The organism is Streptomyces sp. NPDC008125 (genome assembly GCF_042957125.1).
GTDB lineage: Bacteria > Actinomycetota > Actinomycetes > Streptomycetales > Streptomycetaceae > Streptomyces.
Genome location: NZ_JBIBHR010000011.1, coordinates 78,070 through 94,297, shown reverse-complemented (window position 1 = coordinate 94,297; position 16,228 = coordinate 78,070). Strand labels below are relative to the sequence as shown.

The 16,228-nt window shown below is 71.9% G+C and carries 9 protein-coding genes; all 9 read right to left on the bottom strand.

All coding sequences use genetic code 11. The features are described from left to right. Positions 1-6 precede the first annotated feature (6 nt). The 9 genes from ACFZAX_RS19930 to ACFZAX_RS19890 all read right to left on the bottom strand — a co-directional run bounded on the left by ACFZAX_RS19930 (position 7) and on the right by ACFZAX_RS19890 (position 16,075). Positions 7-4,278: an Rne/Rng family ribonuclease gene (locus ACFZAX_RS19930; RefSeq protein ID WP_390963114.1), complete on the bottom strand. Its 4,272-nt coding sequence runs from the start codon at positions 4,276-4,278 to the stop codon at positions 7-9. Positions 4,279-4,501: 223 nt separating this feature from the next. Beyond that, the gene (locus tag ACFZAX_RS19925) at positions 4,502-5,281 is read right to left on the bottom strand and encodes a TIGR03936 family radical SAM-associated protein (protein ID WP_390963113.1); all 780 of its coding nucleotides are present in this window, start codon (positions 5,279-5,281) and stop codon (positions 4,502-4,504) included. 870 nt (positions 5,282-6,151) lie between these two features. Then, on the bottom strand, positions 6,152-8,077 hold the full coding sequence (locus ACFZAX_RS19920) for a TIGR03960 family B12-binding radical SAM protein (RefSeq protein ID WP_390963112.1): 1,926 nt from the start codon (positions 8,075-8,077) through the stop codon (positions 6,152-6,154). Positions 8,078-8,129: 52 nt separating this feature from the next. Then, complete coding sequence (locus ACFZAX_RS19915; RefSeq protein ID WP_390963111.1) at positions 8,130-9,659, bottom strand: CHAD domain-containing protein; 1,530 nt, start codon at positions 9,657-9,659, stop codon at positions 8,130-8,132. A 100-nt stretch (positions 9,660-9,759) separates the two neighbouring features. Next, the gene (rodA, locus tag ACFZAX_RS19910) at positions 9,760-10,953 is read right to left on the bottom strand and encodes a rod shape-determining protein RodA (RefSeq protein ID WP_390963109.1); all 1,194 of its coding nucleotides are present in this window, start codon (positions 10,951-10,953) and stop codon (positions 9,760-9,762) included. Next, positions 10,953-13,124, bottom strand: a complete 2,172-nt coding sequence (gene mrdA / locus ACFZAX_RS19905; RefSeq protein ID WP_390963108.1) for a penicillin-binding protein 2 — start codon at positions 13,122-13,124, stop codon at positions 10,953-10,955. The genes rodA and mrdA overlap by 1 nt, the downstream gene beginning before the upstream one ends. Positions 13,125-13,164: 40 nt before the next feature. Continuing rightward, positions 13,165-13,824 carry a rod shape-determining protein MreD gene (mreD, locus tag ACFZAX_RS19900; protein WP_390963107.1) on the bottom strand — a complete coding sequence of 220 codons (660 nt, stop codon included), beginning with the start codon at positions 13,822-13,824 and terminating at the stop codon, positions 13,165-13,167. Between the two features lie 11 nt (positions 13,825-13,835). Next, positions 13,836-14,933 (bottom strand): rod shape-determining protein MreC, encoded by a 1,098-nt coding sequence (gene mreC, locus ACFZAX_RS19895; protein WP_390963106.1) that lies wholly within the window; start codon positions 14,931-14,933, stop codon positions 13,836-13,838. A 122-nt stretch (positions 14,934-15,055) separates the two neighbouring features. Then, complete coding sequence (locus tag ACFZAX_RS19890) at positions 15,056-16,075, bottom strand: rod shape-determining protein (protein WP_124268240.1); 1,020 nt, start codon at positions 16,073-16,075, stop codon at positions 15,056-15,058. Positions 16,076-16,228: the final 153 nt, after the last annotated feature.

Genomic DNA, 16,228 nt, shown 5'->3' with positions numbered 1-16,228 from the left:
CCGCGGTCACTCCTCGGACGAACCGCCCGAGGGCGACTGCTCGGCGGTGACGGCCTTCTTGGTCGCCCGCTTCGCCGGCGCCTTCTTGGCCGTCGTCGTCTTCTTCGCGGTCGTCGTCTTCTTCACGGCAGCCGCCTTCTTGGCCGGGGCCGCCGCCTTCTTGGCCGGAGCCGCCTTCTTGGCCGGAGCCTTCTTGGCGGTCTTGCGCGCCGCCGTCTTCTTGGCGGGCGCGGCCTCTTCGGCGTCACCGGCATCGGCGACGGGCGCCTCGGCGATCTCGTCGGCCGCGGCGGGCGTACCCGTCACGACGACGATCTCCGCCTCACCGGCACCGGACGGCGAGCCCGCCGGAGCGGTCGCCTTCCGGGTCGCCCGGCGGCGGGCCCGAGGCGGAGCCGCTGCCTCGGGGGCCTCCACCGGCGCCTCGGCGACCGGCGCGGGCGCCTCGACGACCGGGTCCTCGACGGCCACCGGATCGGCGGTGGGCTCGACGGGGGTCACCGGCTCCGCCGGGGCGGCCTGCTGCGGCGAGCCCGCCGGAGACGTCGCCTTACGGGTCGCCCTGCGGCGCGTACGGCCCTGGGGCGCGGCCTCGGGGGCCGCCTGCTCCAGGACGGACTCCGGCTCCACGACGGGCTCCGCGACCGGCGCGGGCTCCGCGACCGGCTCCACGGCCTCGGCCGGCTCCTCCTCGACGACCGGCTTCTCCTCGACGACCGGCCTCTCGACGACCGGCGCCGGGGCGGCGGCCCGGGGAGCGCCGGCCGGGGCCGACACCTTGCGGGTCGCCCTGCGGCGCCCACGGCCGCGCGATGCCGCCGCCTCCGCCTCGGCGGGGCTGCTGTACAGCTCCTCGTCCGGGACGAACTCGGGCTCCGGCAGCGCCACCGGCTCGGCCACCTCGGCGGCGACCTCCGCCAGGGACTCCTGTTCCTGCTCGTGCTCGTGCTCGTGACCGTGGTCCTGGTCCGCGCCGCCGCGGCGCTTCTTGGACCGCTTGCCGCCGCCCCCGCCGCCGGACGTCGTCGGCTGCTCCATGTGCACGATCACGCCGCGCCCGTTGCAGTGGACGCAGGTCTCGGAGAACGACTCCAGCAGGCCCTGGCCGACCCGCTTACGGGTCATCTGGACGAGCCCCAGCGAGGTCACCTCGGCGACCTGGTGCTTCGTACGGTCGCGTCCCAGGCACTCCAGCAGGCGCCGGAGCACCAGGTCGCGGTTGGACTCCAGCACCATGTCGATGAAGTCGACGACCACGATGCCACCGAGGTCGCGCAGCCGCAGCTGACGCACGATCTCCTCGGCCGCCTCCAGGTTGTTCTTGGTGACGGTCTCTTCGAGGTTGCCGCCCTGACCGGTGAACTTGCCGGTGTTGACGTCGACGACGACCATCGCCTCGGTCTTGTCGATCACCAGCGAGCCGCCGCTGGGCAGGTAGACCTTGCGGTCCAGCGCCTTCATCAGCTGCTCGTCGATGCGGTACGTCGCGAAGATGTCGACCTCGGAGGTCCACCGCGACAGCCGGTCCGTCAGGTCGGGGGCGACCTGCGAGACGTATCCGTGGATCGTCTCCCAGGCGTCGCCGCCGCTCACGATGACCTTCGAGAAGTCCTCGTTGAAGATGTCGCGGACGACCCGGACGGTCATGTCCGGCTCGCCGTAGAGCAGCGTCGGCGCGTTGGAGCTGCCGGTGGCACGCGACTTCTGCTGGATCTCCTCCCACTGGCCCTGGAGACGCTCGACGTCACGGCGGAGCTCGTCCTCGCTCGCGCCCTCGGCCGCGGTGCGCACGATGACGCCCGCGTCCTCGGGCACGATCTTCTTGAGGATGGTCTTCAGCCGGGCGCGCTCGGTGTCGGGGAGCTTGCGGCTGATCCCGGTCATCGAGCCTTCGGGCACGTAGACGAGGTAGCGGCCGGGCAGGGAGACCTGGCTGGTCAGACGGGCACCCTTGTGGCCGATCGGGTCCTTCGTCACCTGCACGAGCACCGACTGGCCGGACTTGAGGGCGGTCTCGATGCGGCGCGGCCCGTGGGCCATGCCGAGCGCCTCGAAGTTGACCTCACCGGCGTACAGCACGGCGTTGCGGCCCTTGCCGATGTCGACGAACGCCGCCTCCATCGACGGCAGCACGTTCTGGACCTTGCCCAGGTAGACGTTGCCGACGTAGCTGGTGGCCTGCTCCTTGTTGACGTAGTGCTCGACGAGCACGTTGTCCTCGAGGACGCCGATCTGGGTGCGCTCGCCGCTCTGACGGACGACCATGACCCGCTCGACGGCCTCGCGGCGGGCCAGGAACTCGGCCTCGGTGATGATCGGGACGCGGCGGCGGCCCTGCTCGCGGCCCTCGCGGCGGCGCTGCTTCTTCGCCTCCATACGGGTCGAGCCCTTGATGGACTGGACCTCGTCGAAGCCGGTGCCGGGCTCGCGGTCGGCCGTCTCGCGGCTGCGGCGCTCCCGCGGCTCGCGGACCTTGACGACCGTGCGCTCCGGGTCGTCGGAGCCGGAGCCGTGGGATCCGTTGTCGGTGCCGTTGTCGACCGCGTCCCCGCTGCGGCGGCGACGGCGGCGGCGACGACGGCTGCTGCTGGAGCCGCCGGCGGCGGAGTCGTGGCGCTCGTCGTCCTCGTCGTGGTCGCCGTCGTTGTCGTCGGCGTGCGCCACGGCGGGCTGCTGCTCGTCGGCACGGTCGGCGGCGGAGTCGGACGGGGCGGAGTGCTCCGTCTCGTCACCCTCGTCGCCGTCGCCCGCGTCACCGCGACGGCGACGCCGGCCACCGCGACGGCGGCGGCGCGACGGGCGGTCGCCGTACTCGCTGTCGTCGGCGGCCTCGTGCTCCGTCTCGGACTCGGTCACGTCCTCGGTCTCGGGCTCCGCCTCCGGCTCCGGCTCGACGGGCGCGACGGTCTGCTCGGCCTCGGGGGCCTCCCCGCGGCGGCGGCGACGGCGACGCGGGGTCTGCCCGGCGGGCTCGGCGGGCGCGGGCGCCTCGACGGCCTGCTGTGTGTCCTCGGTCTCCTCCTCGTCCTCCGGCTCCACGTACGGCGGAGCGGCGGCGGCAGCGGCGGCCGCCGTCTCCGGGGTCTGGAACATCGGCTCGGAGAAGACCGGCGCCTGGAAGACGGCCACGGCCGGGCGCGTGGCGCGGCGGCCGCGGCGAACGGGCTCCTCGGTCGCCGTGAACGCCGGGCGGGTGGCGGGAGTGGCCGGGCGGGTGGCGGGAGTGGCCGGCTGGCCCGCGGGGGCGGTGGCGCGGCGGCGCTGACGGCCGCGCGGCGCGGACTCCTCCACCTCCTCGGGCTCGGCGGCGAGCTCCTCGACGACGGCCTCGGGAAGGGCTTCGCCGACCGGCTCGGCCGGTTCGGCAGCGGGTGCGGGTGCGGCGGCCTGCGGCGCACCGGCGGGCGAGGTCGCCTTGCGCGAGGCGCGACGACGGCCGCGCGGCGCCTCGGCCACGGTCTCCTCGGGTACGGCCTGCTCCACGACGGCCTCGGCCACCGGAGCGGCCTCGACCACGATCTCCTCGGCGACGGCGGTGGCATCGGCGGCCTGCGGCGCACCGGCCGGAGCGGTCGCCTTGCGGACGGCCCGACGACGGGCCCGCGGCGCCGGAGCCTCCACCGACTCCTCCACGGCCTTCTCCTCGACCGGCTCCACGACGGCCTCGGCCACCGGAGCCTCCTCGACAGCGCCCTTCGGCGCACCCGCCGGGGACGTCGCCTTACGGACGGCCCGACGACGACCGCGCGGCGCCTCGGCCACGGCCTCCTCGGGTACGGCCTGCTCCACGACGGCCTCGGCCACCGGAGCGGCCTCGACCACGATCTCCTCGGCGACGGCGGTGGCATCGGCGGCCTGCGGCGCACCGGCCGGAGCGGTCGCCTTGCGGACGGCCCGACGACGGGCCCGCGGCGCCGGAGCCTCCACCGACTCCTCCACGGCCTTCTCCTCGACCGGCTCCACGACGGCCTCGGCCACCGGAGCCTCCTCGACAGCGCCCTTCGGCGCACCCGCCGGGGACGTCGCCTTACGGACGGCCCGACGACGACCGCGCGGCGCCTCGGCCACGGCCTCCTCGGGTACGGCCTGCTCCACGACGGCCTCGGCCACCGGAGCGGCCTCCACGGCCGGCGTCTCGTCCTTGGTCTTCGCGGCTCCGCCGGCCGGCGGGCCGGCGGGGCGGGAAGCGGCGCGGCGCCTGCGGCGCGGCGGCAGCTTGTCCCCGGGGGTGTTCTCTTCGTTGTTCCCGGTCGTGCCGGGTTCGGTCGGCTCAAGCATGCGGGCGGTTCTCCCGTCGCGCTCCCGGGCGCCGCGCTGGTCCGGTCCGGCGGGATGGTCGCGTGGCACGCGACCCCGCTGTCCGGGGCGCGGGCGCCGCACGGGAGCTGATGTCTGGCTCGCCGGTTCCGTACGCGGTGTGCGTACGGCCTGGCGAAAGTCTTCTGGTCAGTGCGCGGCCCGACCCCGGTGCCTTCCCGGGGGCCGCGCTACAACGACCGCCTTACGCGGAACCCGAACCTTCAGGCGCCGTCGCGACACTCCCGGGGGCCGCCGTGGGGACGGCCGGGGGTGCGTCGCGGTCGGGCGCGAGCGGGTCGGTCACCGTGCCGGACTCCTCGTCGAAGAGCCCCTGCGCCAGCCTGGTCACCGCTACGGGGACCGGCGGCGCCAGGTCGGCCACAGCTCGGAGACCGGACAGGACGTCGTCGGGTCGTACGGCGGGTGTCATGTGCCGCACTACCAGGCGCAGTATCGCACAGGCGGTGTCCACGGACCCATCGGCCCGTGGATCGAGGGCCTGCAGACCGACCACGGCCTCGCGGGCGTCGAAGGTACGCATACCGTTCTTCGCCCGGCGCTGGACCTCGACCGTTTCGGCGGCGAGGAAGGCGGCCACGGCCTGTTCGGCGTCCTGGACGGTGACGCCGTCCAGACGCATCTCCCAGACGGAGGCGGTCAGCCGGTCGGCGAGCCCGGAGGTCCGGGCTTCCACGGCGTCGGTGATGTCGAGGCCGTCCGGCAGGGATTCGTTGAGCAGGTCCTGCAGGACCTTCGGGTCGCGGTGCTCGGTGAGCGCGATCTCCAGGAACTCGGCCTCACTGCCGGTGCCGGTCGGGGCCGCGTTGGCGTACGAGACCTTGGGGTGCGGGGTGAAGCCCGCCGAGTAGGCCATGGGGACCTCGGAGCGGCGCAGGGCCCGCTCGAAGGCACGCTGGAAGTCGCGGTGGCTGGTGAACCGGAGGCGGCCGCGCTTGGTGTAGCGCAGTCGGATGCGCTGCACCGCCGGTGCGGGCGGCGGGCCTTCGGGCTGTCGCTTGCCCAGTGGTTCTTCTCCTCGGTGCGGGGCGGGCGCGGTGGCGCGCCGCCCACGAAGTACAGGTCGTCACGGGGAACCCGCTCCGGCTCACCCCCTCCGGCCTGTGGTTCCGCCGGGCGGGGAGATCTCGGGTGCGGGCGCCACGCCGTGCACGGGTGTCGCATGGTGCTCCTCACCCAGAGTACGCGCAGTAACCCTCCTGAGTCCGCCGACCTCCGGGTTCGCCGGTCGGCCGGTGAACGCGTGCCCTACGTCGCGGCGGGCCTGGCGGACGGCGTCGCGTGCCGTGCGCAGCGTGACGCGCAGGGCATGTCCGGTCGCCGCGGCGACGACACGGGCGGACTTCCGCACCCAGTCGCGCACGGCGTGCCCGACCGGGGTGCAGAGGGTCCGCCGGCAGGTACGTCCACGCCCGGACGACCGGGAGAACGACCGGGTGGCGCCACGCCCAGACGACCGGGAGAACCACCAAGCAGCGCCACACCCGGGCGGCGCCTCGGCCCAGCAGCCGCAGCACCACCCGGTCCAAGGCCCGTGACATGAGTACGAGCAGGTCCCGGACGACGCGCACCGGGAGCACGACGATCACCGCGACGATCCGGACCGGGAACGGGACGATGTCGACCACGCAGCCGTCGCCGGACCCGTACCCCGCCGGCACCCGGTGCCGGCCGTTCCCGGGCCGCTGCCCCGGCACCCCGGGGGCCGGTATGCCGCGTGGGCGCCTGTTCGCTCTCCATGGGGCCCATCATGCGGAAGGCCCGCCCCTGGAAACCGCCGAGATCCCCGGGACGGGCCTTTGTCACACGCTCGGTACGCCGACCGGCGCGCCGGTCACTTCACCACGGTGAGCGGCAGCAGCTTCTTGCCGGTGGGGCCGATCTGGATGTCCAGGTCGAGCTGCGGGCAGACGCCGCAGTCGAAGCAGGGGGTCCAGCGGCAGTCCTCCACCTCGGTCTCGTCGAGCGAGTCCTGCCAGTCCTCCCAGAGCCAGTCCTTGTCCAGGCCGGAGTCGAGGTGGTCCCAGGGCAGGACCTCCTCGTAGGTGCGCTCGCGGGTGGTGTACCAGTCGACGTCCAGGCCGAAGCCGGGGAGCGTCTTGTCGGCGCAGGCCATCCAGCGGTCGTAGCTGAAGTGCTCGCGCCAGCCGTCGAACCGCCCGCCGTCCTCGTACACCGCGCGGATGACCGAGCCGACGCGGCGGTCACCGCGCGAGAGCAGGCCTTCGACGATGCCGGGCTTGCCGTCGTGGTAGCGGAAGCCGATGGACCGGCCGTACTTCTTGTCGCCGCGGATCTTGTCGCGGAGCTTGGCGAGCCGCGCGTCGGTCTCCTCGGCGCTCAGCTGCGGCGCCCACTGGAACGGCGTGTGCGGCTTGGGGACGAAGCCGCCGATGGAGACGGTGCAGCGGATGTCGTTCTGGCCGGACACCTCGCGGCCCTTGGCGATGACGTTGACGGCCATGTCGCCGATCTGGAGGACGTCCTCGTCGGTCTCGGTGGGCAGGCCGCACATGAAGTACAGCTTCACCTGGCGCCAGCCGTTGCCGTACGCGGTGGCGACCGTGCGGATCAGGTCCTCCTCCGAGACCATTTTGTTGATGACCTTGCGCATGCGCTCGGAGCCGCCCTCGGGGGCGAAGGTGAGACCGGACCGGCGGCCGTTGCGGGTCAGTTCGTTGGCGAGGTCCACGTTGAACGCGTCGACGCGGGTGGACGGCAGCGAGAGGCCGATCTTGTCCTCGGTGTACCGGTCGGCGAGGCCCTTGGCGATCTCGCCGATCTCGCTGTGGTCGGCGGAGGAGAGCGAGAGCAGGCCGACCTCCTCGAAGCCGGTGGCCTTCAGGCCGCGGTCGACCATCTCGCCGATGCCGGTGATGCTTCGCTCCCGCACGGGGCGCGTGATCATGCCGGCCTGGCAGAAACGGCAGCCGCGGGTGCAGCCGCGGAAGATCTCGACGGACATCCGCTCGTGGACGGTCTCGGCGAGCGGGACCAGCGGCTGCTTCGGGTAGGGCCACTCGTCGAGGTCCATGACCGTGTGCTTGGACACACGCCACGGCACGCCCGACTTGTTGGGCACGACACGGGCGATGCGGCCGTCCGGGAGGTACTCGACGTCGTAGAAGCGCGGGACGTAGACGCCGCCGGTACGGGCGAGGCGGAACAGCACCTCGTCCCGGCCGCCGGGCCGTCCCTCGGCCTTCCAGGCGCGGATGATCTCGGTGATCTCCAGGACCGCCTGCTCACCGTCGCCGATGACCGCGCAGTCGATGAAGTCGGCGATGGGCTCGGGGTTGAACGCGGCGTGGCCGCCCGCGAGCACGATCGGGTCGTCCGTCGTGCGGTCCTTGGACTCCAGCGGGATGCCCGCGAGGTCCAGGGCGGTGAGCATGTTGGTGTAACCGAGCTCGGTGGAGAAGCTCAGCCCGAAGACGTCGAACGCGCCGACGGGCCGGTGGCTGTCCACGGTGAACTGGGGCACCTTGTGCTCGCGCATCAGCTCTTCGAGGTCCGGCCAGACGCTGTACGTGCGCTCGGCGAGGACCCCTTCGCGCTCGTTGAGCACCTCGTAGAGGATCATGACGCCCTGATTGGGCAGACCGACCTCGTACGCGTCGGGGTACATGAGCGCCCAGCGGACGTCGCATTCGTCCCACGGCTTGACGGTGGAGTTCAGCTCACCGCCGACGTACTGGATGGGCTTCTGCACATGCGGGAGCAGAGCTTCGAGCTGTGGGAAGACCGACTCGGCAGACATCTCGCGAACCTTCGTGAGCTGGCAGGGGTGACCATCCAGCGTACCCCGCCGCTCAGCTCTTCAGCGCCGCCCGCAGCCGCGCCCCGGACGCGCGGGCCCAGACCCGCGGCAGTTCGTCCTCCAGCCGGGCCGCCGCTGCTTCCTCGCGGCCGTACAGAAGCCCCCAGGTGAAAGCGGACTCGCCGGCTCCGTGGGCGTGCACGGCCATGGAGCGCAGGGTGTCGCGGGCGACCACGCCGTCCTGGTGGTCACCGAGCAGGCTCTGCACGGCCTTGACCCGTTTGCCGAGCCGCTTGGCGGGCTTGCCGAGGGCGGGGCGCGCGGCCTCGGCCGCGTACCGGGTGCGCTTGGCCGCCTTGCGGGCCTCGTGCATCGCGAGGTCGCGGTCGTGGCCCGGCGGCAGGTCCAGGGCATGGTGGACCCGGGCGGCGAGCCGGTGGTGGTCCTTCAGCACCGCACGGGCGAGCGTCGCGGCGTCCTCGCCGGCCGCGGGCAGCAGGGGCGGGCCGGCGAGCAGCGCGTCGAGGCTGTCGAGCAGCGCGAGGTACCGCTCGCTGTCGAGCGCCGCGAGGATCCGGCGGCGGGCGTCGGCGCGTTCCGCCGCCCCCCACCGCTCCAGCCTGCCCCGCACCGGCCCCAGCAGGAGGGTGGGTTCCACCCCGTCGACGCGGCCCGACAGCCGCGCCTCCAGGACCTCGTGGTCCCGGCCGGTACCCAGTTCGGAGGCGAGCCACTTCAGCTCGGCGCCCAGCTGGTCGGTGACGGCCCGGTCGAGGACCTTCCGGTACGTCTTGAAGGCGCTGCGCAGCCGTCGGGTGGCGACCCGCATCCGGTGCACCGCGTCGGGCAGGTCGCGGCGGACCGCCGGGTCGAGGGTGACGATCGCCTCGGCCTGACGGCGTACGTGGGCGAGGACCTGCTCGCCCGCGGTGCCTGGCTCCCCGCCCGCCCGTGTCCCGGACCCGGTCTGCTTCCCCGGTGCCGTCCCGGCGAGCGCCCGGCCCACCTTGGAGGCGAAGGCCGAGGCATGTACGCCCGCACCGGCGAACCGCTCCTCCACCGCGTCCAGGAAGGCGGGGTCGCCGTCGTCGGCCAGCTCGACCTCGATCTCGGTCCACCCGGCGGTGGCTCCGGCGCCGTCCACGGTGAGCCGCTCGGCGAGGACCGTGTCGACGCTCAGCTCGGCGAGCAGCCGGCCCCCGGCGTCGGCGAGGTGGTGGACCTCGCGCGAGGAGAGCAGCCGGACGACCGGGACCACGGGCCGGCCGCGGACCCGGGAGCGGATCAGTCCGGCGAGCGCGTCGGGCAGGGTGTCGGAGAGCGGCGCGCGGATCTCGTCGCGTACGCCGGGGACGACGGGGAACTTCACGTGCCAGCCCTCGTCGTCGCCGCCGGTCCTGCGGCGCAGGGTGACGGAGCCCGCCGCCAGCCGGAAGTCCTCGGTGTCGTAGTAGACGGCGTCGAGTTCCACGACCCCACGGGGCACGGACGCGGCCGTTCCGGCCACCCCGGTGAGGTCGGGCAGCCGGATGCCGGCAACCGCTTCGTACTTCCGTTCGATCTCGCGCGTGACGTCGGCCATGTTCCGAATCTAAGGGTTGTCCCGTACGAACGGGCCCCGACAGCACTCCGGCCCGGTGGCAGCTGCCACCGGGCCGGGAGAACGGGTGCCGCGCAGATGCTCAGGCGGTCATCGGCCGCTGCACCCGGATCGACTGGAGCAGCCCGATCGCCACCCAGACGGCGAACATCGACGACCCTCCGTACGAGACGAAGGGCAGCGGCAGACCGGCGACCGGCATGATGCCGAGGGTCATCCCGATGTTCTCGAACGCCTGGAAGGCGAACCAGGCGATGATCCCGGCGGCCACGATCGTGCCGTACAGCTCGGTGGTCTCCCGGGCGATGCGGCAGGCGCGCCAGAGGACGACGCCGAGCAGGACGATGATCAGCCCGGCGCCCACGAAGCCCAGCTCCTCGCCGGCGACGGTGAAGACGAAGTCGGTCTGCTGCTCGGGGACGAACTGGCCGGTGGTCTGGGTGCCGTGGAAGAGCCCGGTTCCGGTGAGGCCGCCGGAACCGATGGCGATGCGTGCCTGGTTGGTGTTGTAGCCGACGCCCGCCGGGTCCAGGGCGGGGTTGGCGAAGGCGGCGAACCGGGCGATCTGGTAGTCGTCCAGCAGTCCCAGCTGCCAGACCGAGACGGCGCCGAGGGCGCCCGCGCCGAGGAGTCCGAAGACCCAGCGGTTGGAGGCGCCGGAGGCGAGCAGGACGCCGAGGACGATGAAGGCCATCACCATGACCGACCCCAGGTCGGGCATGAGCATGACGATGCCCATCGGGATCGCGGCGACCCCGAGCGCCTTGGCGACGGTCCGGTGGTCGGGGTGGAGCTGGTCACCGGCGTCGACGCGGGAGGCGAGCAGCATCGCCATGCCGAGGATGATGGTGATCTTGGTGAACTCGGAGGGCTGGAGCGAGAATCCGCCGCCGATGATGATCCACGCGTGCGCGCCGTTGACCGTGGCGCCGAGCGGGCTGAGGACCGCCAGCACCAGGACGACGGAGAACGCGTAGAGGATCGGTACGGCTCCGCGCAAGGTGCGGTGGCCGAGCCAGATCGTGCCGATCATCAGGCCGAAGCCGATGCCGGTGTTGAGGGCGTGGCGGAAGAGGAAGTAGTACGGGTCGCCGTGGGTGAGGCTGTCGCGCCCCCGGGTCGCGGAGTAGACGAGCATCGACCCGATGAAGGAGAGCGCGAGCGCCGAGCCGAGCAGCGGCCAGTCGAGCCGCCGAACGACGGAGTCGCGTGCGGTGAGCCAGGCCCAGGACGACCGCTCGGGGCCGTACCCGGAGACGGAGAAGCCACCGGCCATCAGTCCCGCCTCCCGAGTGTCGCGGCGAGCGCCTGCTGCCCTTCGCCGAGGGGCTTGTTGGCGTCGGGGTCGTACGGCCTGACCTTCGGAGCGTTGATCGTGCCGTCGGGCTGGATCTTCGGCAGGGTCTTCTGCGGCGTGGGCAGCAGCGCCTTCTTGAGGTCCTGCTTGCCTTCGGCGTCGAGGCCGTAGAGGGAGTTGTAGATGTTGCGCACGGCGGGGCCGGAGGCACCGGAGCCGGTACCGCCCTGGGAGATCGTCATGACGATCGAGTAGTCCTTGGTGTACGTGGCGAACCACGAGGTCGTCTGCTTGCCGTAGACCTCGGCCGTACCCGTCTTGGCGTGCATCGGGATCTTGTCCTGGGGCCAGCCGCCGAACCGCCAGGCGGCGCTGCCCCGGGTCGCGACACCCGCGAGGGCTTCGTCTATGTCGTCGCGCGTGGTCCCGGTGAAGGGCAGCTTGCCGTGCGAGACGGGCTTGATCTCCTGGACCGTCTTCCCGTCGCCGCTGACGATGGCCTTGCCGACGGTGGGGTCGTAGAGGGTGCCGCCGTTGGAGATCGCGGCGTAGATGGTGGCCATCTGGATCGGGGTGACGAGGGTGTCGCCCTGGCCGATCGAGTAGTTGACGGAGTCACCGGCGCGCATCTTGTCGCCCTCGCGGCAGTTCTCGTACTCGATCTGCTGGGCGTACGTGCCGTCCTTCTTGCCGTCCTTGCACCAGAAGGCCTTGTTGGCCTGGAAGAAGTTCTCCTTCCACTGGCGGTCGGGGACGCGGCCGCTGACCTCGTTGGGGAGGTCGATGCCGGTCTCCTTGCCGAGGCCGAACTGGTGCGCGGTCTTGTAGAACCAGTCGCCGGGGTTCTTCTTCGGCGAGGTACCGCCGTCCTTCAGCCACTCCTTGTGCGCGATGCCGTAGTAGACGGTGTCGCAGGAGACCTCCAGGGCGCGGCCGATGGTGATGGAGCCGTACCCCTGGGATTCGAAGTTCTTGAAGGTCTGGCCGCCGATGGAGTACGAGCTGGGGCACGGGTAGTTGCCGTCGAACGGGTACCCGGCGTTGACCGCCGCCGTGGAGGAGACGACCTTGAAGATGGAGCCGGGGGCCGCCTGGCCCTGGATCGCGCGGTTCAGCAGCGGGTAGTTGGACTTCTTGGTGGTGAGCTTCGTGTAGTCCTTGGCGGAGATACCGCCGACCCAGGCGTTGGGGTCGTAGTCCGGCAGCGAGGCCATCGCCACGACCCGGCCGGTCTTCGCCTCCATCACGACGACGGCCCCGGAGTCGGCCTTGTAGTTCTCGTTGGTGTTCTTGTCGAACTCCTTGCGGGCCGTCTTCATCGCCTTGTCGAGCTCGTACTCGGCGACGGACTGCACGCGTGCGTCTATCGACGTGACGACGGACGATCCGGGCTCGGCCGGGTCGTTCGCGGCCTGCCCGATGACCCGGCCGAGGTTGTCGACCTCGTAGCGGGTGACGCCGGCCTTGCCGCGCAGCTCCTTGTCGTACGTGCGCTCCAGGCCGGAGCGGCCGACCTGGTCGGAGCGGAGGTACGGCGACTCGGTGTCCTGGGCCTTGGTGATCTCCTCGTCGGTGACCGGGGAGAGGTAGCCGAGGACCTGCGCGGTGTTGGCGCCGCCGGGGGCCGCGTACCGGCGTACGGCGGTGGGTTCGGCCGTGATGCCGGGGAAGTCCTCGGCGCGCTCGCGGATCTGGAGGGCCTGCTGGGTGGTGGCCTCGTCGGTGACCGGGATCGGCTGGTAGGGCGAGCCGTTCCAGCAGGGCTGGGGGGTCTTCGCGTCGCAGAGCCTGACCTTGTCCTTCACGTCCGTCGGCTTCATGTCGAGGACGTCGGCGAGGCGGGTGAGAACGGCGTCGCCGTCGTCCTCCATCTTCAGCAGCTCGGTGCGGCTGGCGGAGACGACGAGGCGGGTCTCGTTGTCGGCGAGCGGTACGCCGCGCGCGTCGAGGATGTCGCCCCGGACGGCGGGCTGCACGACCTGCTGGACGTGGTTGTTCTTGGCCTCGTCGGTGTACTCCTGGCCGTTGCGGATCTGGAGGTACCAGAGCCGGCCGCCGAGCGTCAGCAGGAGGGAGAAGACGAGGATCTGGATGACGACGAGGCGGATCTGGACGCGCTGGGTCCGGCCGGTCTCGGGGATGTTGCTCACGGTGCGCCCCCGTACAGGGTGCTCGGGTGCTGGTCCGGCCTCACAGTCGCTTGACTCCCTTGATCCTTCCCGCGCGCGCGGCGCGATTGCGGGCGGCCCTGACGCGGAGTCCGCCGCGCTGGTTGCCGATCGTCAGGCCGGTGCCCGAGGAGAGCCAGCCGGCGGAGACGTCGCCGCCGGCCGACTCGGAGACCGGGTCGTTCTCGGTACGTCTGGCGATGCCCATGATCAGCGGTACGACGAACGGCGCGAGCAGCAGGTCGTAGACGGCGGCCGTGGCCACCAGGCTGGTGAGGCCGACGTGCCGGGCCGCGGTGTCGCCGACGAGCGCGCCCACCAGCGCGTACAGCAGGGTGGTGCCGACGGCAGCCACGACGACGAACGCCATGGGGCCGAAAGCCGACTTGAGCTGCCCGTTCTCCGGCCGGAACAGCCCCGCGAGGTAGCCGATGACGCAGAGCACCAGGGCGTAGCGCCCGGCGGCGTGGTCGGCGGGCGGGGCCAGGTCGGCGAGGATGCCCGCGCCGAACCCGATCAGGGCGCCGCTGACGTGCCCGTACACGAAGGCGAGTCCGAGGACGGTGAGCAGCAGCAGGTCGGGGACGGCTCCGGGGAGCTGGAGCCGTGCGAGCACGGATACCTGGACCACGAGGGCGACCACGACGAGGGCGACGGAGAGCAGCGTCCGGTTCAAGCGCATGGGGTTCAGCCCTACTCCTGGTCGTCTGCCTGGCCGTCGGGGTCGGCGGCGGCATCGGTGTCTGCGTCGGTGTTCGCGTCGGGGAGCGCGGCGACGTCGGTGGCTCCGGCCGCCGCCTCGCCCGAGGCGGTCGCGCCGGGCGTCTGGTGGATGTTGCCGACGACCTTGCCGCTGCCGTCGACGAGGTCGCCGTTGGGCTGGACGGTCACGGTGACGGTCGGGGTGGGCTTCGGCTTGGCCGGCTTGGCGGCCTTCTTCGGCAGGACCGCGTCGCGCGGGTCCGTGCGGGGGGCCTGCACGACGATGCCGACGATGTCGAGCTTGGTGAAGCCGACGAACGGCTTGACGTAGACGGTCCGGGTGAGATCGCCGTTGGACGGGTCGACGCGGACGACCTCACCGACCGGGACGCCGGGCACGAACGGCTTGCCCTTGCTGGACCCGAAGGTGACGAGCCGGTCGCCCTTGGCCACCTTGGCCTTGCCGTTGAGGAACTGCACCGAGAGCGGGCTGGCGCCCTGGCCGGTGGCGAAGCCGAGTTCGTCGGTCTTCTCCATCCGGGTGCCGACGGTGAAGTCCGGGTCGTTGGCGAGGAGTACGGTCGCGGTGTTCGGGCCGACGGTGGTGACCCGGCCGACGAGTCCTTCACCGTTGAGCACGGTCATGTCGCGGGCGATGCCGTCCTTGGAGCCGGCGTCGATGGTGATCGTCCAGGAGAAGCCCTGGGCCGCTCCTATGGCGATGACCTGGGCGCCCTTGATGCCGTACTGGCCGGCGTTCGCGTTCTTGAGGATCGCGTCGAGCTGGCGGACCCGGCTGTTGGTGCGGGCGTCGCTGCCGAGCTCCGTCTTGAGCTCGGCGTTCTCCTTCTCCAGGGCAGCGATCTTGTCGTGCCGGTCCCCGGAGTCCCGGACGGCGCCGATGGCGTTGCCCACCGGGTCCACCGCCGCCGCCACGCCGTTCTCGACGGGCCCGAAGGCCGTCGCGGCGGCCTGCCGGGCGCCGTCCACCGGCGAGTCCTCGCCGCCGCGGATGTCCACCGTGATCAGTGCGAACGCGATGACGATCAGCAGCACCAGGAGCAGCCGGCTCTCTCGTGTGTCCCTCACGTGCGGCGGCCGTGCCTTCCTCGTAGGAATGTTCGTGCCTGTATATCAACGATCTGCCGTACGGGGCGGCAGCGCCCGCACGGCAGACCGAAGGTGTGTCAGGGGCCTGTCGGCCGCACCGCTCAGCGGCGGGGCTGCGCGTCCAGGACCTGCTGGAGCGCCTCGAACTCCTCGACGCACTTGCCCGATCCGAGCGCCACCGAGTCCAGCGGGTCCTCGGCGATGTGGATCGGCATGCCCGTCTCGCGGCGCAGCCGCTCGTCCAGCCCGCGCAGCAGCGCGCCGCCGCCGGTGAGGACGATGCCGCGGTCCATCACGTCGCCGGAGAGCTCGGGCGGGCACTTGTCGAGCGTCGTCTTCACGGCGTCGACGATCGCGTTGACCGGCTCCTCGATGGCCTTGCGCACCTCGGCGGCCGAGATGACGACCGTCTTGGGCAGTCCGGAGACGAGGTCCCGGCCGCGGATCTCGGTGTGCTCGTCCTTGTCCATGTCGTACGCGGAACCGATCGTGATCTTGATCTGTTCGGCGGTGCGCTCACCGAGGAGGAGGGAGTACTCCTTCTTGATGTGCTGGATGATCGCGTTGTCCAGTTCGTCCCCGGCGACCCGGATCGACTGGGCAGTGACGATTCCGCCGAGGGAGATCACCGCGACCTCGGTGGTGCCGCCGCCGATGTCGACGACCATGTTGCCGGTGGCCTCGTGGACGGGGAGGCCGGAACCGATGGCCGCCGCCATGGGCTCCTCGATGATGTGCACCTGGCGGGCACCGGCCTGCGTCGACGCCTCGATGACGGCGCGGCGCTCGACCCCGGTGATACCGGAGGGCACGCAGACGACGACGCGCGGGCGGGCCAGGTAGCGGCGCTTGTGGATCTTGAGAATGAAGTAGCGGAGCATCCGCTCGGTGATCTCGAAGTCGGCGATGACGCCGTCCTTCAGCGGCCGCACGGCAACGATGTTGCCCGGCGTACGGCCGATCATTTTCTTGGCCTCGGAGCCGACCGCGAGAATGCCGCCGGTGTTGGTGTTGATGGCCACGACGGACGGCTCGTTGAGGACGATGCCGCGCCCCCTGACGTACACCAGCGTGTTGGCAGTCCCGAGGTCGATAGCCATGTCACGACCGATGAACGACATTGAGTTCCCCTTGTTCCCCATGAGGATGCGGCGGTGCCTTCCCGAGAAAGCATGATGGCTGGTTCTGCTCGGCGAATCCGGCGCGCTGCGGGTGTGGAAGCTTCCATCGTAGTGCCGGGTGCACGCACGCGGCGCGAGGGTCATTCGCCTTAC

Excerpts from the sequence above, each read along its gene's own strand:
- ACFZAX_RS19915 (WP_390963111.1), bottom strand. The coding sequence starts at position 9,659 with ATGGCCGACGTCACGCGCGAGATCGAACGGAAGTACGAAGCGGTTGCC.
- ACFZAX_RS19930 (WP_390963114.1), bottom strand. The coding sequence starts at position 4,278 with ATGCTTGAGCCGACCGAACCCGGCACGACCGGGAACAACGAAGAGAAC.
- rodA (WP_390963109.1), bottom strand. The coding sequence starts at position 10,953 with ATGGCCGGTGGCTTCTCCGTCTCCGGGTACGGCCCCGAGCGGTCGTCC.
- mreD (WP_390963107.1), bottom strand. The coding sequence starts at position 13,824 with ATGCGCTTGAACCGGACGCTGCTCTCCGTCGCCCTCGTCGTGGTCGCC.
- ACFZAX_RS19890 (WP_124268240.1), bottom strand. The coding sequence starts at position 16,075 with ATGTCGTTCATCGGTCGTGACATGGCTATCGACCTCGGGACTGCCAAC.
- ACFZAX_RS19920 (WP_390963112.1), bottom strand. The coding sequence starts at position 8,077 with ATGTCTGCCGAGTCGGTCTTCCCACAGCTCGAAGCTCTGCTCCCGCAT.